This is a genomic window from Pseudoclavibacter sp. Z016 (assembly GCF_002931215.1).
Classification (GTDB): domain Bacteria; phylum Actinomycetota; class Actinomycetes; order Actinomycetales; family Microbacteriaceae; genus Pseudoclavibacter.
Window position 1 is genome coordinate 68,516 of record NZ_PSTU01000011.1, and the last position, 19,304, is coordinate 87,819.

Here is a 19,304-nt window from a genome sequence, read left to right on the forward strand (position 1 = left end):
AAACGACACCGACTCTGACACTGTTGAACGCCTTGTGAAACGAGGAAGACCTCACCCGAACCGGGGGGTGAGGTCTTCCTCGTGTGGTCAGGTGCGCTGAGCAGTCAACCGGCGCGCTCAGCGCTGCGCTGGCCTGCTCAGAGCTTCACTGGGGTGCTCAGAGCTTCACGGGGGTGAGCAGGGTGCCGTTCTCGAGCCAGGACGAGAGGTTGTCGAGGACGAGCCGCCGCATGTCCGCTCGGGTCTCGACGGTCCCGCTGCCGAGGTGGGGGAGCAGGACGACGTTGTCGAGGTCGAGGAGCTCCTCTGGCACGTTCGGCTCGTCCGCGAACACGTCGAGGCCGGCTCCGCGGATCGTGCCGGCTGTCAGGGCGGCCACGAGCGCGTCCTCGTCGACGACGGAGCCACGGGAGATGTTCACGAGCACCCCGTCCGGGCCGAGCGCCTCGAGGACCTCTGCGGAGATGAGCTTCTGCGAGTCCGGCCCTCCCGCCGCGGCCACGACCAAGGCGTCGCTGCGGCGTGCGAGCTCGACGAGCGAGTCGACGTACGGGAACGGGGAGCCCGGGATCTCGCGGCGGTTGTGGTAGCTGATGCGGCAGTCGAAGCCCTGCAGACGCTGCGCGATGGCGGAGCCGATCCGCCCGAGGCCGACGATGCCGACTCTGGTTCCCGTGAATCTGGTCGTGAGCGGGAAGTTGCACGAGGCCCAGGAGCCGGCTCGCACGTAGCGGTCGGAGGCGCTGATGCCCCGGTACACGTCGAGCAGGAGCGAGAGGGCGGTGTCGGCGACGCAGTCGTTCAGGACGTCGGGGGTGTTGCTGAGCGCGATGCCGCGCTCGCGGGCTGCGACGGTGTCGGTCGTGTCGTAGCCGACCCCGAAGTTCACGATCGCCTCGAGGGCGGGGAGGCGGTCCATGAGCGCTGCGGACACGCCGAAGCGTCCGCCGGTGACGACGACGCGCACCTGCGTGAGCTCCTGCTCGCGCTCCGGTGTCAGCTCGTCGGCGACGGCCGAGATGCGTGGAGCGTCGAACTCGGCGATGAGCTCCTTCTCCAGCTGCGGCATGAGCGGTCCGACGCGCAGCACGGTGGCCGCAGTGCCGGGCGAGGGGGACACGGGCGTGGTGTCCGGCGAGCCGTTGGGAGCGGTGGCTGGGGTCGACGCGAGAGGGGTTTCCATGTCTGGATCGTAGGACGCACGACCGATGCTGGTCCAAGATGCACTTTGCATAGATTGATTCCCTCGGAGCATTGATGCGTGTGTTGCCAGTAATCGCAAGGGAACGCGGGTCGCTAGTGTTGAGTCCGGCCCCGCGCCTCCCGCCGTCCCCCGCGGCTCCCTCGCTCAGCTCTGTTGACGCCGCCGAATCGGCGGACACAAGCTGAAGGCGTCTCAACGAGGAGAACCACTGACTCAGGGCAAGGCTCTCGAGTTCACAACACCGGAGGAACAACGATGTCTTCTTCACACGAACCGTCCCCGACCATCGGGCGATCCCCAGCTCACCGCCCGTCACGCGCACGCCGTCCCATCGCATCCGTCACCAAGGCCGTCGCCGTCGGGGCCGCCGCGCTGCTGCTCACGAGCTGCGCCGTCGCCAACTCGGACGGCGCCGCGGGCGGCACCGGCGGCGGAGCGGCCGGTGCGCTCCGGGTCGTCCTCCAGCAGGAGCCGCCGACGCTCGAGCCCTGCGAGGCGAACCTCACCTCGACGGGCGTCGTCGTGCGCTCGAACATCACGGAGCCGCTCATCGAGCGCAACCCCACGACGGGCGACCTCGACCCGCTGCTCGCGACCGAATGGGAGCAGACGAGCGACACCGAGTGGACCTTCACGCTGCGTGACGACGTCACGTTCCAGGACGGCACCCCCTTCGACGCCGAGGCTGCGGCCTTCTCGATCGACCGTGCCGTGAACAGCGACCTCGGCTGCAACGTCGAGGGCTACGTCTTCGGCGAGACCGACCTCGAGGTGAACGCGGTCGACGCGACGACGCTCACCGTCACGACGCCCGAGGCCGACCCCATCCTCCCTCTGAAGCTGTCCTTCATCGAGATCGTCCCGACCACGACGAGCACCACCGACAAGGTGCGCGAGCCCATCGGCACCGGCCCCTACCAGATCGGGCAGTGGGACGTGGGAACGAAGCTCACGCTGAACGCCTACGACGGCTACTGGGGCGACGCCCCCGCCTACCCGCAGGTCGACTACCAGTGGCGCGGCGAGGGCACGGTCCGTGCCGCCATGATCACGGGCGGCGAGGCCGACATCGCGATGGGCCTCAGCCCGGATGACGGCATCGGCGAGAACGGCGTCAGCTACCCGAACAACGAGACGATCGCGCTCCGCTTCTCGGGCGACATCGCGCCGCTGGATGACATCCGCGTCCGTCAGGCGATCAACTTCGCCGTCGACAAGGAGGGCATCATCTCCTCCCTCTACCCGAACGGCGACGTCGTCGCCTCGCAGCTGATCCCCGAGGGCGTCGTCGGACACAACGACTCGCTCGAGCCGTGGGCGTTCGACCTCGACAAGGCGAAGGCGCTCGTTGCCGAGGCCAAGGCCGACGGCGTGCCCGTGGACACGAAGATCACCCTCGTGACGCGGACGGCGCAGTTCCCGAAGGTCAACGAGCTCTCGCAGGTCCTGCAGGAGCAGCTCACCCAGGCGGGCCTGAACGTCGAGCTCCGCATGGTCGACACGACGCAGCACCTGCAGTACCAGCTGCGCCCGTTCGTCACGAACGAGGGCCCCATCGCGCTGCTCGTGCAGCACGGCAACCAGGCCGGTGACGCCCAGTTCACGGTCGACCAGTACATGAGCTCCACGGGAGCCCAGTCGACGTTCGGCACCCCCGAGTTCGACCAGAAGCTCGACGCTGCGGCGAAGACCTCCGGCGACGAGCGACAGACGGCGTACGAGCAGATCTTCGCCGACCAGAACGAGGAGATCGTGCAGTTCGCGCACATCGCGCACCAGACGGGCCTGCTCGGCATCGCGTCTGGCATCACCTACGAGCCGAACTCGGCGAGCGGCGACGAGCTGCGCATCGCCGAGGTGAAGCCAGCGGCCTGACGGCCGCCCGCCACCCCGGAGAAAGCAGCCGCTCATGTGGACCTATCTCAGAACCAGAATCGTCTCCAGCCTGCTGCCGCTCGTGGCCGTCGTCCTCGGCGTGTTCATCCTGGCTCGCCTCACCGGAAACCCGGCGAGCCTGTACCTGCCGCTCAACGCGACGGAGCAGATGAAAGAGGACTTCGCGGTCCGCAACGGGCTCGACCAGCCGCTGTGGATGCAGATCGTCAACTACTTCTCCGGGGTGCTGCGCTTCGACTTCGGCGAGTCCCTCCGAACGGGAGAGCCCGCAGCAGCCATGGTGCTGCGGGCCTTCCCGGCCACGCTGCAGCTAGCCGGCGTCACGATGCTCCTCACCGTGGTCCTCGCCGTCATCATCGGCAGCTGGGCGGCGCTCAAGCCCAACGGCGTCGCCGACCGCATCGCGAGCTTCTTCTCGATGGCCGCAGCCAGCGTTCCGGACTTCTGGCTGGCCATCATGGGCATCTGGATCTTCGCGATCACGCTCGGCTGGCTGCCCACCTCGGGTGTCGACAGCGGCGGGCTCTCCTGGATCCTCCCCATAGCGACGCTCATGCTGAGGCCCGTCGGTGTGCTCACGCAGATCGTCCGCGGCTCCATGGTGAGCGTGCTCGGGCAGCCGTTCATCAAGGTGGCCCGCAGCAAGGGCGCAGGCCAGCTCCGGGTCGTGTTCAAGCACGCGCTGCGCAACGCGGCGGCCCCAGCTCTGACGGTGGCGGGTGACCTCACGGTCGGCCTCATCAACGGCGCGGTCGTCGTCGAGACGATCTTCGGCTGGCCCGGCATCGGGAAGCTCATGATCGACTCGATCCTGCAACGCGACTTCGCCGTGCTGCAGGCCGCCGTGCTGATCACTGCCCTGTCGATCTTCATCCTCAACATCCTCATCGACCTCGGCTACGCGCTCCTCGACCCGCGGGTCAGGCCTGCCGCGAAGCAGTCGCGCATCCGCCCGACGAACAAGGACGACAAGCGGGACGCGGCCGGAGCTGCCGCTCGCACCTCCGGCAGCAACGCAGAGAAGGGCAAGGCGCATGTCTGACCCCCAGAACCCACCGATCTCGGGCGGCCCGAGCACGGGAGCCGCCCCGCAGCAGCCCCCCGCGACGACGAACGTGCTCCTGCAGAAGGAGAAGCGCGAGCGGAACGTCGCCGAGCGGCCCTCCATGTTCACGCTGCTGCTCAAGGACAAGGTCGCGACGGTCGCGGCCGCCGTCCTCGCCGTCGTGGCCGTCGTGGCGGTCTTCGGCCCGCTCATGGTGGGCGAGCTCGCGTCGAAGCAGGACCTCACGGCGATCAACCTGGCCCCGTTCAGCCTCGACAACGGCTGGGCGTTCATCCTCGGCAGCGACTCGCTCGGCCGCAGCATGCTGGCGCGCCTCGTCATCGCGACGGGGACGACGCTCGGCGTCGCGGTGCCCGCCGTGCTCGTGGCACTCATCATCGGCTCCATCTGGGGTGTCTGGGCCGGCTACTTCCGGGGCTGGCGCGAGTCGGTGTCGATGCGCATCGCCGACATCATCATGAGCTTCCCGTCGCTGCTGCTCGCCGTCGTCATCCTGTACGTCTTCAACCCGAGCCTCGCGAACATCGTGGCGGTGCTCGCGCTGACCCGCATCCCGATCTACCTGCGTACCGCGCGGGCCGAGGCCGCTGAGCTGCGTTCGCGCATGTTCGTGGATGCGGCGACCAACTTCGGGACCAAGCCGCGGAGCATCATCTTCCGCCACATCGTGCCGAACGTCGTGCCGACCCTCGTCACGCTCGCGACGCTCGAGTTCTGCTACGTCATGCTCGCGGAGTCGTCGCTGAGCTTCCTCGGCATCGGCGTGCAGTCGCCAGACGTCAGCTGGGGCCTCATGGTGGCGCAGGGACGCCAGTACCTGCAGCAGGCGTGGTGGCTCTCGGTGCTTCCCGGCCTCGCGATCGTCATCACGGCCGTCGCCGCGAACGTGCTGGCCTCCTGGCTGCGCATCGCGACCGACCCGAACCAGAAGTGGCGCCTCATGCAGAAGGCCACCAAGGTGAAGCTCCGCCCGGCGCTCCCCACGCGCGAGCCCGCCGGCGAGGTGTGAACCTCATCCAGGATCTGCAGTCTGAGCCTGCGGTTAGCGCCGCAGTCACCCACTCGGCCGGAGTCGCACGATGACTCCGGCCGAGTGGGTTGCGCTCGTCGTCATCTTCCTCGCCGCCTCCTGCCTGCAGGCCGGCATCGGCTTCGGCATGGGGATGCTCGCGGCCCCGTTCATCGCGCTCATCGACCCGGCCCTCCTGCCGGCGACCGTCATCATCATGTCGATCCTCCTCACCTCGATCGTGACGGTCGCCGAGAAGGACTCGCTCGACCTGCGGGGCGCGGGCTGGGCCCTCGTCGGCCGCGTTCCCGGCAGTGTCGCGGGGGCGCTGCTCGTCACGGTCATGGCACCCGCCGTGCTCTCGTGGGTCGTGGTCGCGACCGTCGTCACCGGCGTCGTGTTCTCGCTGCGCGGGTGGGCCCCGAAGGTCACCAGGTGGTCGCAGATCGTGGCGGGTGCCGCATCCGGCGTCATGGGCACCACCACCTCCATCGGCGGGGCTCCCATGGCGATCATCTGGCAGGGCTCGGACTCGGCTCGTCTGCGCGGCACGCTGTCGGCGTTCCTGCTCGTCGGGTCGATCATCTCGTTCGGCCTGCTGCTCGCCTTCGGCGCGGTCGCCCCGCAGACGTGGCTCGTCGTCGTGTGGATGATCCCCGTCGTGCTGCTCGGCTTCGTCGCGAGCAGGTTCATCACCCCGCATCTCGACAAGACGCGCACGAAGCGGCTCGCGCTCGGCGCGTCCCTCCTCGGCTGCGTGCTCCTCGTGGCGACGCAGCTCGTGCAGTTGCTCGCCTGAGCGCTCGCGCCGGCGCCTGTGCCGGTGTCTGCTTCTGTGTCCGCTCCCTTGCGGCGCAGACCTAGGGTTCGCGCATCCCGCCGGGCAGCCGTTGACGTCGAACCCCCCAGGTCTGGAGTGGTGCCGGGCATGCTGTGCAGACTCTGGGGTTGCGCACCTGCTGGGCCGGGCGTGGGTGCTGACGTCCCAGGTCTGCCGGGGCGCGGGGGCGTGCTGCGCAGACCGTGGGGTTGCGCACGCGTTGGGCCGGGCGCGCTATGCAGACCTGGGGGTTGCGGACGTGTTGGGCTGCGCGTGGGTGCTGAAGTTCCAGGTTTGTGGGGACGCGGGGCGTGCTGTGCAGACCTGGGGGTTGCGCACGCGTTGCGCTGCGCGTGGATGCTGAATCCACAGGTCTGGGCGACCGGGCGGACGCGCACGCACCGCAGCATCCGCGACAGCATCTCCCCGTGAGCCTGCGGCAGGGGAGGGGCAGTGGCAGGGGTCAGGGAATGGGGCTAGCGGATGACGCGCTCCAGGGGCAGGCCGGCCGCGCGCAGGTCGATGTTGCGGGCGATGTCGGCGGCCCGCAGCTCGAAGACCTGGCGGGCGTGGCCCGAGTGGTGAGGCGTGAGCACGGTGTTGGCGAGGGGCGAGAAGCGCTCGACCGACGCGGGAGCGTGGCCGTCCGCATCCGGGGCTCCCCACCACACGTCGATGCCGGCGCCGGCGATGCGTCCCTCGGCGAGCGCGTCGAAGAGGGCGTCTTCGTCGACGACCCCGCCGCGCGCGACGTTGATGACCACCAGCTCGGGCTTGGCGGCGGCGAGCTCGGCGGCGCCGATCGTGCCGCGCGTGCGCTCCGAGAGGGGGATGGAGACGACGAGCACGTCGGACGCCGCGACGAAGTCGAGCAGTCGGTCTGGCCCGAAGACCTCTGCGAGGTCGAGCCCGTCGGGACGGGGAGCATCCGGCCGCTGCCGGAGCGCGATGAGGCGCATGCCGAGGGCCTGCGCGAGGCGACCCACCTCGGTGCCGATCTCGCCGACTCCGAGGAGCCCGAGGGTGGTGCCGCGCAGCATCGGGTGGAAGGGGATGCTCGCATCGTTGCCGATGGTGCGCCACTCGCCCGCGCGCATCTGCGCATCCGCCTGCAGGGCTCGCCTGCGCAGCATGAGCGCCGTCATGACGACGTGCTCGGCGATGGCCGCGCCGTGATGGCCGGTGTTGCAGATCGTCACCCCCGGTGGCAGGGCGTCGACGCTCACTCGGTCGGCCCCCGCGCCGGTGACGTGGAGGAGCGCGTCTGGTCGAAGCGACGACGCCTGCTGGGCGGTGAGCACGGAGGCGATGACGATGTCGGCCCCGCGGAGCGAGTCCTCCAGCTCCGCGGGGCCGAGCTCGGCCGCGAAGCTCCATTCGTGCTCCCGCTCGGTGCGGGCGAGGAGCTCCGCGAAGCGGGCGATGATCGGGTCGGTCACGAGGATGCGCATGGCGTTTTCCGGCTCTCTCGAAGGGGCGGCGGGGCTCGCGGCTACCAGCGTGGGCTGGCGACGGTGTAGTCGGGCTGGAAGCGCTGCATGTAGCCGGTGTCGTCGCGCTGCGTGATGCCGCTCGCCAGGAACTGCTCGTGCAGCTTCGCGAGGCCGTCCTCGTCGAGCTCGACGCCGAGGCCGGGACCGGTGGGCACCCGGACGGCGCCGTTCACGAACGAGAGGTCGTGCGTGACGACATCCTCGTCTGCCTGCTTCCACGGCCAGTGGGTGTCGCACGCGTAGCTGAGCGACGGGGTCGCGGAGGCAAGGTGCACCATGGCGGCGAGGCTGATGCCCAGGTGCGAGTTGGAGTGCATGGACAGGCCCCAGTCGAGCGACTCGGCGAGCCCGCCGAGGGTGCGCGAGCGGGTGAGCCCACCCCAGAAGTGATGGTCGGAGAGCACGATGTCGATCGAGCCCTGCTCGACGGCGGGCTTCACGTCGGCGAAGCTCACGACGCACATGTTGGTGGCGAGCGGCAGCGTCGTGCCGCGGCGCACCTCGGCCATGCCGGCGAGGCCGGGGGTCGGGTCCTCGAGGTACTCGAGCGATGACTCGAGGGCCTTGGCGACACGCAGCGATGTGTCGACGCTCCAAGCGGCGTTCGGGTCGAGTCGGAGCCCGAGATCGGGAAAGGCATCGGCAAGGGCGAGGATCGCGGCGATCTCCTGGTCGGGTTCGAAGACGCCGCCCTTGAGCTTGAGGGCCGTGAAACCGTAGCCGTCCACCAGCTGGCGTGCCTGCTCGACGATGCCCTCGGGGGTGAGGGCTTCGCCGAACTCGTCGTCGCCAGCGCCGGGATGGCCGGCCCACTTGTAGGACCCACTCGGAGCAGGGGGATGGCCGGCCCACTTGTAAAACAAGTAGCCGCTGAAGGCGACCTCCGGCCGGAGAGCGCCCCCGAGGAGCGAACTGACGGGCACTCCGAGGATCTTGCCCTGGAGGTCGAGGGCGGCGACGTCGAAGGGGGAGAGGACGCGGTCGGCGGTGCTCGACCCGGTGACCATGCCGCTCATGCCGTGCCCGCCCTGCGAGGTGTCGGCGACGAGGGCCGCCGCCACCTGGAAGCGCAGCCGGTTGGTGTCGAACACGTTCACGCCCACGACGGCATCCGCGGCGAGGGAGAGGCGGTGCAGGTGGGGTGCATCCCCGTAGGTCTCGCCGAGCCCCATGAGCCCGGCTCGTGTCCGGACCTGCACGATCGCGCGCAGCGCGTACGGCTCGTGGACGCCGACCGTGTTGAGCAGCGGCGGGTCCTTGAAGGCGACCGGCGTGATCGTGACGCTCGCGATCTCGTTTCCCGGGTTCCGGTCGAAGGGCTGTGGACGCCCGGTCTCTGCTGCTGAAGCGGCTGCGGTCTGCGTGGTCGTGCTCGACGCGGTCATGTCGTCTCCCTCGGTTCGTCGTTGAACGTCGCGGTCGGTGGTCAGATGGGCGCACCCGATTGTGCCTGACGGGCACAATCGGGTGCCCTCAGCTCAGCGTCAGGCGACGGTGGCTGCGACGCGGTCCTGCTCCGTGGGGGAGTCGGCGCGCTTCGCGAGGAGTGCCCTCGTGTCGTCGATGAGTCGCTTCAGCTCGGTGACGTGCTCCGGCTTGGCGTCGATGAGGGGGGCGCGCACGTGGCCGGCGTCGATGCCCGACAGCTTGGTGGCTTCCTTGACGAGCGAGACGGCGTACCCGGGAACCGAGTTCCGGAGGCGGACGAGCGGGTGGTAGAAGCTGCGGTTGAGCTCGGCGAGGCGTTCCTTGTCGCCCGACTCGACCGCGTCGTAGAACGCGAGGGCGATGTCGGGGGCGAACGCGAAGGACGCGGAGGAGTACAGGGGCACGCCGATGGCCTTGTAGGCCTCCTGCGCGATCTCGGCCGTGGGGAGGCCGTTGAAGAAGAGGAAGTCCTCGCCGCGCGACTGGGCGTCGTCGGTGACGGAGCGCACGATGCGCGACATGAGGTCGATGTCGCCGACGCCGTCCTTGAGGCCGATGACGTTCGAGATGCGCGAGACGGTGACGGCGCTGTGCTCGTCGAAGCGGGCCGTGCTGCGGTGGTAGACGATGACGGGGAGCGTCGTGGCTCCGGCGACCTCCTCGACGTAGGCGACGAGCCCCTCGCTCGGGCCTGCGACGAGGTAGGGCGGGAGGAGGAGGATGCCGTCGGCGCCGACGGCTTCCGCACTGCGCACCTGCGCCTTGGCGTCGGCGACCGTGCCGCCGGCTCCCGCGAAGACGGGGGTCGCCTTCTTGGTGGTCTTCACGGCGGTGTCGACGACGGTCGTGTACTCGTCGAGGCTCAGGGCGTGGAATTCGCCGGTGCCGCAGGCGATGAAGATGCCGCCGGGCTCGTGGGCGAGGCCCTGCTCGAGGTGCTGCGCGAGGGCTGCGACATCGACGGCATCGTCAGCCGTGAAGGGGGTGACCGGGAAGAAGAGGATTCTGTCGAGCACGTCGATCTCCTTAGTTGCGTGTCTCCGCGGTGCGTCGTTGCACGGTGCGGCTGTTCCGAGTTGTTTGCCCGGCTATCTGCGACGCTATGGTCTTATGGATGCGCAAACAAACTAAAGTGTGGATGAATCAATGTTGGGAGTGAATTGATGTTTACCCTGGTCCAGCTTGAGTGCTTCGTCGCCGTCGCCGAGGAGCTGCACTTCGGGGCGGCCGCCGAGCGGCTCCGGATGACGCAGCCGCCCATCAGTCGTCAGATCCAGCAGCTCGAGCGCGAGCTCGACACGCAGCTGTTCGTGCGCACGAGCCGCCGGGTCGCGCTCACGGAGGCGGGGCGCACGCTGCTGCCGAGTGCTCGCAAGCTCATCGACCTCTCAGCGAAGGCGGCCGCCGACGTCCGCGCGGTCGGCGAGGGCGCGACGGGTACGCTCACGGTGGGCTACACGGCGGTCGCCGCGCACAGCGTGCTCCCCAAGCTGCTTCGGGCGGCGGCCGAGGAGCTGCCGGGCCTCCAGCTCATCCTGCAGGAGTCGGTGACCGTCGACCAGATGGATGAGCTCGAGCGCGGGACGGTCGACATCGGCCTGCTGCGTCCCATGCGCGACCGGCCTGGCGTGCAGTCGACGACGGTGCTGACGGAGCGTCTGGTCCTCGCCCTCCCGAAGGGCTCGAGGCTCGCGGAGTTCAGTGGACCGATCTTCCTGAGCGACCTCAACGACGAGGCGCTGCTCATGTACTCGCCGGGCGGTGCGCGCTACTTCCACGACCTGCTGCTCAGCATGTTCGTCGCCTCCTCGAGTCACCCGCGCATCGTGCAGTACGCGGGCCAGGTTCCCGCGCTGCTCGCCCTCGTGAACGCCGGCATCGGCGTGGCCCTCATCCCGGAGTCGGCGACGCAGCTCGCCCCGGATGGGGTCATCTGCCGGCCGGTCGCCGACGGCGACCGCTCCGAGCCCTACAACCGCGTGCATCTCGATATCGCGTGGCGCGAGGATTCCGAGAACCCCCTCGTGAAGGCGGTCGTCGAGCTCATGCAGCGCCACGCGTGAGCCGCCGGGGCCAGGGTCGGGCTTTTGCGATCAATGCCGAAGGCGCATCCGATCATGCCGAATTCGCCCTCGATCGAATGGATGCTGCTCTTTAGAGTGGCAATACGGCACCGTGGCCAACGCCACGCGTGACCAGTCAGCGCGGCGATGGAGGCGGAGCTATGAACCAGGTGACGGTCGAGAAGTGGGACGTGATTCCCGTGGCGGGCCACGACAGCATGCTGCTGAATCTCAGCGGAGCCCACGCGCCCCTCTTCACACGCAACCTCGTGAAGCTCACGGACAGCGACGGGCGCGTCGGCATCGGCGAGGTGCCGGGCGGTGAGAGCATCCGCTCCACGCTCGTGGCCTCCGCGGAGCTCATCGTCGGCAGGCCGGTCGCCGACTACCGGGCGATCCTCCGCAGCATCAACGAGGAATTCGCCTGGCAGGACAGCGCGGGACGCGGCGCGCAGACGTTCGACCTCCGCACCACCGTGCACGTCGTCACCGCCTGGGAGTGCGCGCTGCTCGACCTCCTCGGCCAGCAGCTCGGCCTCCCCATCTCGTCCCTCCTGGGCGAGGGCAGGCAGCGCGAGACGGTCGACGTGCTCGGCTACCTCTTCTTCGTCGGCGACCCCGACGCCACTGGCCTCGATTACCTGCGCGGCGACGACGACAGCGACGCGTGGGGTCGGGTGCGGCGCGAGACGGCGCTCGACAGCGACGGGGTCGTCCGGCTCGCGACGGCGGCGCAGGAGCGCTACGGGTTCCGCGACTTCAAGCTGAAGGGCGGCGTGCTGGAGCCATCCGTCGAGGCTGGGGTCGTCACCGACCTCGCCGCCGCGTTCCCGGATGCCCGCATCACGCTCGACCCGAACGGCTCCTGGCCGCTCGCGGAAGCCCTGCGCCTCGGCCCGGACCTCAAGCGAGTCCTCGCCTACGCCGAGGACCCGGTCGGCGCCGAGAGCGGCTACTCGGGCCGTGAGGTCATGGCCGAGTTCCGCCGTGCGACGGGCATGCGGACGGCCACGAACATGATCGCGACCGACTGGCGCGAGCTCGGCCACGCCATCCGCTCGCAGGCCGTCGACATCCCGCTCGCCGACCCGCATTTCTGGACCATGAGCGGCTCCGTGCGCGTCGCGCAGCTCTGCGACGAGCTCGGCCTCACCTGGGGCTCCCACTCCAACAACCACTTCGACGTGAGCCTCGCCATGTTCACGCACGTCGCGGCCGCCGCGCCGGGAACGCCGACGGCCATCGACACGCATTGGATCTGGCAGGACGGGGAGGAGCTCACGACGGCCGCCCCGAAGATCGAGGACGGCGTCATCCGCGTGCCGACGGCCCCCGGCCTCGGGGTCACGCTCGACGACGACGCCGTCCGCCGCGCGCACGAGCTCTACCTGGGTCTCGAGAACTCGGCGCGCGACGACGCGTTCGCGATGAAGACCTTCATGCCCGAGTGGGCATTCCACCCGAAGCGGCCGGCGCTCGTCCGCGCCTAGCGGGCGACGCACGAGCACCCAGAGCAACCAATCCAACACGACGAGGTGTGAGAATGGACCAGCGAATGACGCAGCAGCAGCTCCAGGCCGAAGAACTGGCCGAGGCGGCGGGGCGAGCCGAGGCTCCCCAGCCCGATCTGGTGGCGAACGACGACAAGGCCGGGAGGCCCATGCTCCTCTCCGTGCGCGACCTCTGCATCTCCTACGGCATCGGCGGCCGAGTCGTCGACGCGGTGCGGGGTGTTTCCTTCGAGCTCTACGCGGGGGAGGTCCTCGCGGTCGTGGGGGAGTCGGGCTCCGGCAAGAGCACCGTCGCGCACGCGCTCATCAACCTGCTCGCGCCCAACGCGACGGTGACCTCGGGTGAGATCAAGTTCGACGGTGAGCCCATCCAGGGGTTCAGCGACGCGCAGTGGCGAGGCATCCGCGGTCGCCGCATCGGGCTCGTCCCGCAGGACCCGGCCTTGTCGCTCAACCCGACGACGAAGGTCGGCGCGCAGGTCGCGGAGCCGCTGCTCATCCACGGGCTCGCGAGCCGGAAGGACGCCCACGCCGAGGCGGTGCGCCTGCTCGACATGGCCGGGCTCACCGAGCCCGCCGCCCGCGCGCAGCAGTACCCGCACGAGTTCTCCGGCGGCATGAAGCAGCGCGCGCTCATCGCGACGGCGCTCGCTGGTCAGCCCGAGATGGTCATCGCCGATGAGCCGACGAGCGCGCTCGACGTGACGGTGCAGAAGCAGATCCTCGACCACATCGACTCTCTTGTGCAGGAGCTGGGCACCGCGGTGCTCATGATCACGCACGACCTCGGGGTCGCCGCCGACCGCGCCGACCGCATCATCGTCATGCGCAAGGGGGAGATCGTCGAGACGGGCACCGCCGACGACGTCATGCTCCGACCGCAGCACGACTACACGAAGAAGCTCCTGCGTGCGGCGCCCAGCCTCCACAGCCACGAGGCGCGCACCGTGCTCGTGACGGACAAGGCGACGGGCAGGGCCGCAGGCGCCGTGACGGGAGCGGCCGCGGGGGCGAAGAGCGGGCAGGCCGCGGATGCGCGTGCCGGCGCTCCCGACATCAGCTCGCCGCTCCTGCGGGTCGAGAACCTCACGAAGGAGTTCGCCCTGCCCGGTGGGCGCGGCGGCAAGAGGACCCTGACGGCCGTCGACAACATGAGCTTCGACCTGCACCGCGGCGAGACGCTCGCGGTGGTCGGGGAGTCCGGGTCGGGCAAGAGCACGACCGCGCGGCTCGTGCTGCGCCTCGAGAAGCCCACCTCCGGCCGAATCGTCTTCGACGACCAGGACATCACCGACCTCGAGGGGGAGCGCCTGCGGGCGCTGCGTCGCAGGTTCCAGATGGTCTATCAGAGCCCGTACGCATCGCTGAACCCGCGCTTCTCGATCGAGCAGCTCATCGCGGAACCGCTCGTCTCGTTCAAGCTCGGCGACTCGAAGTCGCGCGCGAAGCGGGTGCGAGAGCTCCTCGACCAGGTCGCGCTGCCGCAGCTCTTCCTCAACCGCGGGCCCGACGAGCTCTCCGGCGGTCAGCGCCAGCGCGTGGCGATCGCGCGGGCGCTCGCCCTCGAGCCGGAGTTCATCGTCCTCGACGAGGCCGTCTCGGCGCTCGACGTCTCGGTGCAGGCGCAGATCCTCGACCTGCTCACCGAGCTCCAGCAGGAGAACGACCTCACCTACCTGTTCATCACGCACGACCTCGCGGTCGTCGCGCAGATCTCCGACCGGGTCGCGGTCATGAAGAACGGGGTGCTCGTCGAGCTCGGGAAGACCGGGGACATCCTCATGAAGCCGCAGGAGCCGTACACCCGCAAGCTCATCGACGCCATCCCCGGGCACGGGAGCTCGCACGCCGCGTAGGCTCGGCGCCCATGGGCGACGACGGAGACGAGGGCCGCGGAGGCCGTGCCGCTGAGCAGCATGATGCCGGTGCCAAGGGTACCGAGGCTGCGCAGGAGGGCAACGCTGGGCAGGCCGGGGACGCTGCGCAGGACGACGAGCGGTGGCTGGTCGTCAAGGGTCGACGCTGGCGGCGCACCGACCCGGCGCTGCCTGTGGACATGGTGGAGCGCCTGAAGTCGCATCTCGGGCGCGGCCGTTCCGGGGTCGGTGCTGCGAAGTGCCGAGGTGACGATGCCGCGGTGGCGGAAGCCCGGACGAGGGTCGGCCTTGCCAAGCACGGGCTCGGGGAGCGCGGCCCGCGCTGGTGGGAGGAGCCGGAGGAGGCACGTCTGCAGCGCGCCCGGGAGGCGCTCACGGATCTCGATGCCCTCGACGAGTCGGGCACCTGAGGACTCGACCGCCACACGATCGACCACCACTGTTTACACGTGGGAAACTGTGTTCACTCGATACTTGGTTCATGAGCACTGAATTCCTGAGCGTCGACGCCGTGACCACCGCCGTACCGCCGTTCCGGGTGACCCCGGACTTCTGGTCCGAGCTGCCCCGGATGCCGCTCGAGCAGTATCCGGGCACCGACGGCTACATCGCGGACGTCTACTCGAACCCCGACGGCTCCGCCATGTCGGCGGGCTACTTCGCGTTGAACCACACCGATGCGCCGCTCGACTACTTCTACGACTACGACGAGATGAAGGTCGTGCTCTCCGGCACGTTCCGCCTCGAGAACGTCGACACGGGGCAGGTCTCGTTCGCGGGCCCGCGGGACGCGATCTTCTTCCCGAAGGGATCGCGCATCCTCTTCAGCACCGAGGATTCGGCGCTCGCGTTCTACGTCGGCCACCGCTCCGTCGCGCCCTGACCATGATGGAGGCGACAGCCGTGGAACCGGTGGCAGGCGCTGAGGCGGTCGAGGCCGAAGTCGCCCCGGGTGTGAGCCCGGCCGCGACGAGCTCGTCCCGCTGGCGGCGGCTGCTGGCCGCGGGGAGCAGCCGGGACACGCATCCCGACCTGGGTGAGGATGCTCGCGCCCGCTGCATCACGTTCCTCGTCGACACGGCGGATGTCGCCGATACCGGCGCCGGTATCGTCGTCGAGCTCGGGGACGTGGCCTCGCCCGCATCCCGAGCACGGATCGACGCCGCGCTCGCGCGAGCCCGGACCGGGTGGCGATTCCGCGTCGGCGGCGACGAGGCCGCTCTCGGCGCGCTGCGGGCGATCCTGCACGAGGCCGGTGTCCTCGACGAGGAGATCGAGTTCGTGCTGGCGACTCCCGGGCAGACCGACGCGCAGGTCACGGTCTACTGCGGCCACTGCCACGCGAAGACGCGCACGACGGCGGCGCAGACGAGCAGTCCGGCGGATTCGGCGCAGCAGGCCGCGCCGGCTGAGCTGGCCGAGCTGGTGGCCTGCGGGGGATGCGGCATCGCGCTCACCGTGTACTACCACTATTCGCGTCGCCAGGGCGCCTACCTGGGGTACTTCGCCGGTGCAGAGCAGGGCAGTGCCGATCAGGAGCCTGCCGATCGGGACCCCGCCGAGCACCCCTCGGCGGGTCGGCGCCCCGTCACTCGTGAGCGCTCAGAACTGGCGCTCGCGTGAGCGGCGCCGTCCTCGACCTGGTCGTCGCCGGTGTCAGCGAGCTCTGCATCGGCGTCCGCGCTATCGAGCTGCGGGACCCGGCGGGCCGCGTGCTGCCGTCGTTCGCCCCGGGGAGCAGCATCGCGGTGCAGCTCGGCGACGGGTCGCGCAACTCCTACTCGCTGACCGGCCCCGGTCGCCGCCCCGGCCACTACTCCGTCTCTGTGCGCCTCGACGACCGCGGGCGGGGCGGGTCGCGGTGGATGCACGACCGCAGGATCGGCGACCCCGTCACGGTCAGCGTGCCCTCGAGTGCGTTCCCGCCCGTGCTGTCCGCCCGCCATCACCTGCTCGTCGCCGGCGGCATCGGCGTCACGCCGATCCTGTCCCACGCGAGGGCGGCGGCCGAGTGGGGTCGCTCGTTCGAAGTGGTCTACGCGTTCGGCGACGGCGGGGGTGCGCACCGTGAGGAGCTCGAGCGCCTCAGCGGCGGGCGTCTCACCGTGTGCGGCAGCAGGACCGCGTTGAGCGAGCACCTCGACCAGGCGCTCCTCGACCAGCCCCTTGGCGCCCACCTCTACGTGTGCGGGCCGGTGGCCATGATCGACGCCGTCCGCAGGGCGGCGCTCGCCGCCGGGTGGCCCGCTGCGCGCATCCACGCTGAGGCCTTCACGGCTCCAGAGCTCGAGCCAGGCGAGGCGTTCGACGCGCGGCTCCTGGGCCTCGGTCGGACGATCCGCGTCGAGTCGGGCACGACGCTCCTCGACGCCCTGCTCGCCGAGAACGTTCCGGTGCCGAACCTCTGCAGGCAGGGCGTCTGCGGGGAGTGTCGCGTCGGCGTCCGACCGGCGCGCGGCGCGGAGATGGCCGGCATCGAGCACCGCGACAGCTTCCTCACCGAAGAGGAGAAGGGCCGCGGCGACTGCCTCATGCCGTGCGTCTCCCGCCCGAGAGGCGAGATCCTGGAGCTTGAACTGTGACCGCATTCGCCGCCCGCGAGGTCGACCATTCGGTCGCCGTCGCCGGATTCCCCTTCCCGTTCCCCAAGGAGACCTACCGGTACAGCACGAACGTGGAGCCCGCCTCGGTGCCCCGCGCGACGCCGGTCGGCTCCTGGGGCGAGCATCCGGTCGACATCGACCATGCCTACCGCGGTGAGCTCGCTGAGCGGGCCCGCATTCTCAGCGCCGACCCCTCGCGGCTGCAGTGCCTGCCGCACATGGTGCCCGCCGCGTGGGATGCGATGTTCGTGCTCATGGAGCGGCTCTCCGAGGCCTACCCCGAGCACATGAGCCTCACGCGTGAGGGCGGGGGCTGGCACTGGCACAACGGACTCCTCGGCATCGACCGCTGCTTCGCGGTCGGTGAGTCCTCCTCGATGCCGGAGGGGCCCCTCGGGTTCATCGGCCAGCAGATGCAGGAGGACGTCGTGCTCCTCGACCAGCGCGACGACGAGCTCTGGGCCGACGCCGGGCTCGTGACGTTCGCCGCGGACTGGTCGTTCGGCTTCGACGTGGGCATGTCGTTCCTCGAGATCCACGGGCCGGTGCCTCGCGTGCACGACGAGGGGGTCATCCCTCGGGCCCAGGCGTTTCTCCTGCGGCTCGAGCCTGGTCAGAGCTACCGGCGCACGAACTGGACCCTGACCGTGGATGGGAAGCTGGACACGTCGACGGAGACGTACCCCGAGTGGGGGCCGGACAGGACCTCGCTCGTCGACGGGCCGCTCGCGGACGTCGGCACGCGACTCCACCTTCGAACCGAGGTGCAGCACCTCATCCGCCTGCCAGAGTCGAACGCCATCATGTTCCTGATCCGCAGCTACCTGCTGCCGTTCGCGGCGCTCGCGACGGTGCCGGAGTGGGCGGTGCGGACGGCGGATGTGCTCGAGGAGCTCCCGGAGGACATGGCCGAGTACAAGGGCGTCAGTCGCACGCGCGAGGTGGGCATCCGCTGGCTGCGGGAGTTCGGCGGAGCCTGCGATGGCGAGGCCGCAGGGGCTGCCTAACTGCTCTGCTGGCTGCTGGCCGCCGGTCAGGTCAGCCAGCGCTCGCGCTCACGGCGGTGGCGTCGGGCTGCTGTGTAGCCTTGCCGTCATGGCTGATGCTGACCAGGTCCCATCCGAACTCGCCGACGAGACTGAGCCGCCAGCGCTCACCCAGCAGGAACGCGCCGAGGCGACGCTCCGGTCGATCATGTCGGGCGGCAACCTGACCGCCGAGACCATGAAGCTCTCGAACGAGTTCACCGACCGCCACGTGTCACGCCTGAAGGCGCTCTTCCGGCGCTCGCCCTAGCAGGTGCGGGCTGGCGGCCGGAGGCGAGGAGCGATCTCGGGCAGGCAGCGATCCCCGGCGAGCACCCGCCCCAGGCGAGTGGCGATCTCAACCGAGCGCAGGGCTCAGCCGAGGAGCGTTCTCGGACCTCAGACGAGCAGGTAGACGGCGCCGGCGACCGTGAGTACGAGCACGATGCGGTCGAAGACCTTCTGGCTCAGGCGGGGTGCGAGCCAGCGCCCGAGGAAGGCCCCGCCGATGAGGAGCGGCACGAGGAGCAGGTCGAGCACGAGGGTGCCCGGAGTGATGAGCCCGAGGCCGACCGAGAACGGCAGCTTGGCGATGTTGACGATCGCGAAGAACCAGGCGGCCGTCCCCAGGAAGGCCTTCACGGGGAACTTCGCGGCGAGGAAGTACATCGCCATGACCGGGCCGCCGGCGTTGGCGACCATGGTCGTGAACCCGCCGAGCGAGCCGTAGCCAGCGCGAGCGACCTTCGCCGCCCGATCGCTCGGCGTCTCCGGGGTGCGGTAGCGGCGCCACACGGTGATCGTGACGAGGATGAGCAGGATGATGCCGATGACACGGCGAACCCAGCTGTCGTCGGCGAAGGCGAGGAACGCGGCGCCGGCGAGGAGGCCGACGGCGACGGCCGGGATCAGCTTGACGAGGGTCGGCCAGTCGGCGTGGCGTCGGTACGTCCACAGGGCGAACATGTCGCCGACGATGAGGAGCACGAGCAGCGCCCCGGTCGACTGCTTGGCGGGGAGGACCGCGGCGAAGGTCGCGACGGAGAGCGTCGTGACCCCCGGCAGTGCGGTCTTCGAGACGCCGACGGCGAACGCGGCGACGGCGAGCAGCACCCAGGCGAACGTGGGGAGTTGGGGGAGCAGCTCGAGCATCAGAAAAGTCTAGGCCCGAACTCGGTTTTGTCCTGTCGTGACGACAACGGAGTGCTCGGTGCCCGTCGGTCGGTGTCTCTGCGCCTGCGCCCGCTGCCGCGCGCCTGTTACCCCGCGCTTGTCGCCGAGCGCCAGGGCCCGAGCACCAGACTCCACC

General features: G+C 69.9%; 18 protein-coding genes. 13 read left to right on the top strand and 5 right to left on the bottom strand.

The annotated features are described in order from the left end of the window. Positions 1-157: 157 nt before the first annotated feature. A complete protein-coding gene (locus C5B99_RS06500; protein ID WP_104240980.1) occupies positions 158-1,183 on the bottom strand; it encodes a 2-hydroxyacid dehydrogenase in 1,026 nt (341 codons plus the stop codon). A 276-nt stretch (positions 1,184-1,459) separates the two neighbouring features. Here C5B99_RS06500 and C5B99_RS06505 point away from each other — a divergent pair, with 276 nt between their 5' ends. The 4 genes from C5B99_RS06505 to C5B99_RS06520 all read left to right on the top strand — a co-directional run bounded on the left by C5B99_RS06505 (position 1,460) and on the right by C5B99_RS06520 (position 5,974). Further along, positions 1,460-3,079 carry an ABC transporter substrate-binding protein gene (locus C5B99_RS06505; protein WP_104240981.1) on the top strand — a complete coding sequence of 540 codons (1,620 nt, stop codon included), beginning with the start codon at positions 1,460-1,462 and terminating at the stop codon, positions 3,077-3,079. Between the two features lie 34 nt (positions 3,080-3,113). Continuing rightward, positions 3,114-4,142: an ABC transporter permease gene (locus C5B99_RS06510; protein ID WP_104240982.1), complete on the top strand. Its 1,029-nt coding sequence runs from the start codon at positions 3,114-3,116 to the stop codon at positions 4,140-4,142. After that, positions 4,135-5,175 carry an ABC transporter permease gene (locus C5B99_RS06515; RefSeq protein ID WP_104240983.1) on the top strand — a complete coding sequence of 347 codons (1,041 nt, stop codon included), beginning with the start codon at positions 4,135-4,137 and terminating at the stop codon, positions 5,173-5,175. Before C5B99_RS06510 ends, C5B99_RS06515 begins: the two co-directional genes overlap by 8 nt. Positions 5,176-5,245: 70 nt before the next feature. Further along, entirely contained in the window at positions 5,246-5,974 is a 729-nt protein-coding gene (locus C5B99_RS06520) for a sulfite exporter TauE/SafE family protein (protein ID WP_104240984.1), read from the top strand. Between the two features lie 497 nt (positions 5,975-6,471). On the opposite strand, the gene C5B99_RS06525 is transcribed toward C5B99_RS06520, so the two are convergent. From C5B99_RS06525 to C5B99_RS06535, 3 genes are all read right to left on the bottom strand, one after another. After that, positions 6,472-7,446 (bottom strand): 2-hydroxyacid dehydrogenase, encoded by a 975-nt coding sequence (locus C5B99_RS06525; RefSeq protein ID WP_104240985.1) that lies wholly within the window; start codon positions 7,444-7,446, stop codon positions 6,472-6,474. Between the two features lie 41 nt (positions 7,447-7,487). Next, positions 7,488-8,873 (bottom strand): enolase C-terminal domain-like protein, encoded by a 1,386-nt coding sequence (locus C5B99_RS06530; RefSeq protein WP_104240986.1) that lies wholly within the window; start codon positions 8,871-8,873, stop codon positions 7,488-7,490. Positions 8,874-8,972: 99 nt separating this feature from the next. Beyond that, complete coding sequence (locus C5B99_RS06535; protein ID WP_104240987.1) at positions 8,973-9,932, bottom strand: 5-dehydro-4-deoxyglucarate dehydratase; 960 nt, start codon at positions 9,930-9,932, stop codon at positions 8,973-8,975. 147 nt (positions 9,933-10,079) lie between these two features. On the opposite strand from C5B99_RS06535, the gene C5B99_RS06540 reads away from it, so the two are divergent. The 9 genes from C5B99_RS06540 to C5B99_RS06580 all read left to right on the top strand — a co-directional run bounded on the left by C5B99_RS06540 (position 10,080) and on the right by C5B99_RS06580 (position 18,266). Next, a complete protein-coding gene (locus C5B99_RS06540) occupies positions 10,080-10,979 on the top strand; it encodes a LysR family transcriptional regulator (RefSeq protein ID WP_104240988.1) in 900 nt (299 codons plus the stop codon). Between the two features lie 161 nt (positions 10,980-11,140). After that, on the top strand, positions 11,141-12,469 hold the full coding sequence (locus C5B99_RS06545; protein WP_104240989.1) for an enolase C-terminal domain-like protein: 1,329 nt from the start codon (positions 11,141-11,143) through the stop codon (positions 12,467-12,469). A gap of 65 nt (positions 12,470-12,534) precedes the next feature. Further along, positions 12,535-14,346: an ABC transporter ATP-binding protein gene (locus C5B99_RS06550; protein WP_258063092.1), complete on the top strand. Its 1,812-nt coding sequence runs from the start codon at positions 12,535-12,537 to the stop codon at positions 14,344-14,346. Between the two features lie 146 nt (positions 14,347-14,492). Beyond that, positions 14,493-14,777 (top strand): biopolymer transporter Tol, encoded by a 285-nt coding sequence (locus tag C5B99_RS06555; protein ID WP_104241969.1) that lies wholly within the window; start codon positions 14,493-14,495, stop codon positions 14,775-14,777. A gap of 71 nt (positions 14,778-14,848) precedes the next feature. Continuing rightward, positions 14,849-15,250 carry an ethanolamine utilization protein gene (locus C5B99_RS06560; RefSeq protein WP_104240990.1) on the top strand — a complete coding sequence of 134 codons (402 nt, stop codon included), beginning with the start codon at positions 14,849-14,851 and terminating at the stop codon, positions 15,248-15,250. Between the two features lie 20 nt (positions 15,251-15,270). Next, positions 15,271-15,990: a hypothetical protein gene (locus tag C5B99_RS06565; protein WP_104240991.1), complete on the top strand. Its 720-nt coding sequence runs from the start codon at positions 15,271-15,273 to the stop codon at positions 15,988-15,990. Beyond that, complete coding sequence (locus C5B99_RS06570; protein ID WP_104240992.1) at positions 15,987-16,949, top strand: PDR/VanB family oxidoreductase; 963 nt, start codon at positions 15,987-15,989, stop codon at positions 16,947-16,949. The genes C5B99_RS06565 and C5B99_RS06570 overlap by 4 nt, the downstream gene beginning before the upstream one ends. Beyond that, entirely contained in the window at positions 16,946-17,977 is a 1,032-nt protein-coding gene (locus C5B99_RS06575) for a DUF3445 domain-containing protein (protein ID WP_104240993.1), read from the top strand. Before C5B99_RS06570 ends, C5B99_RS06575 begins: the two co-directional genes overlap by 4 nt. A gap of 88 nt (positions 17,978-18,065) precedes the next feature. Continuing rightward, positions 18,066-18,266, top strand: coding sequence for a hypothetical protein (locus tag C5B99_RS06580; RefSeq protein WP_104240994.1), 201 nt, complete (start codon positions 18,066-18,068; stop codon positions 18,264-18,266). A 128-nt stretch (positions 18,267-18,394) separates the two neighbouring features. Here the strand turns inward: C5B99_RS06580 and C5B99_RS06585 are convergent, their stop codons facing one another. After that, a complete protein-coding gene (locus tag C5B99_RS06585; RefSeq protein WP_104240995.1) occupies positions 18,395-19,147 on the bottom strand; it encodes a sulfite exporter TauE/SafE family protein in 753 nt (250 codons plus the stop codon). Between the last annotated feature and the right edge of the window lie 157 nt (positions 19,148-19,304).

Excerpts from the sequence above, each read along its gene's own strand:
- C5B99_RS06500 (WP_104240980.1), bottom strand. The coding sequence starts at position 1,183 with ATGGAAACCCCTCTCGCGTCGACCCCAGCCACCGCTCCCAACGGCTCG.
- C5B99_RS06505 (WP_104240981.1), top strand. The coding sequence starts at position 1,460 with ATGTCTTCTTCACACGAACCGTCCCCGACCATCGGGCGATCCCCAGCT.
- C5B99_RS06510 (WP_104240982.1), top strand. The coding sequence starts at position 3,114 with ATGTGGACCTATCTCAGAACCAGAATCGTCTCCAGCCTGCTGCCGCTC.
- C5B99_RS06515 (WP_104240983.1), top strand. The coding sequence starts at position 4,135 with ATGTCTGACCCCCAGAACCCACCGATCTCGGGCGGCCCGAGCACGGGA.
- C5B99_RS06520 (WP_104240984.1), top strand. The coding sequence starts at position 5,246 with ATGACTCCGGCCGAGTGGGTTGCGCTCGTCGTCATCTTCCTCGCCGCC.
- C5B99_RS06525 (WP_104240985.1), bottom strand. The coding sequence starts at position 7,446 with ATGCGCATCCTCGTGACCGACCCGATCATCGCCCGCTTCGCGGAGCTC.
- C5B99_RS06530 (WP_104240986.1), bottom strand. The coding sequence starts at position 8,873 with ATGACCGCGTCGAGCACGACCACGCAGACCGCAGCCGCTTCAGCAGCA.
- C5B99_RS06540 (WP_104240988.1), top strand. The coding sequence starts at position 10,080 with ATGTTTACCCTGGTCCAGCTTGAGTGCTTCGTCGCCGTCGCCGAGGAG.
- C5B99_RS06545 (WP_104240989.1), top strand. The coding sequence starts at position 11,141 with ATGAACCAGGTGACGGTCGAGAAGTGGGACGTGATTCCCGTGGCGGGC.
- C5B99_RS06550 (WP_258063092.1), top strand. The coding sequence starts at position 12,535 with ATGACGCAGCAGCAGCTCCAGGCCGAAGAACTGGCCGAGGCGGCGGGG.
- C5B99_RS06560 (WP_104240990.1), top strand. The coding sequence starts at position 14,849 with ATGAGCACTGAATTCCTGAGCGTCGACGCCGTGACCACCGCCGTACCG.
- C5B99_RS06580 (WP_104240994.1), top strand. The coding sequence starts at position 18,066 with ATGGCTGATGCTGACCAGGTCCCATCCGAACTCGCCGACGAGACTGAG.
- C5B99_RS06585 (WP_104240995.1), bottom strand. The coding sequence starts at position 19,147 with ATGCTCGAGCTGCTCCCCCAACTCCCCACGTTCGCCTGGGTGCTGCTC.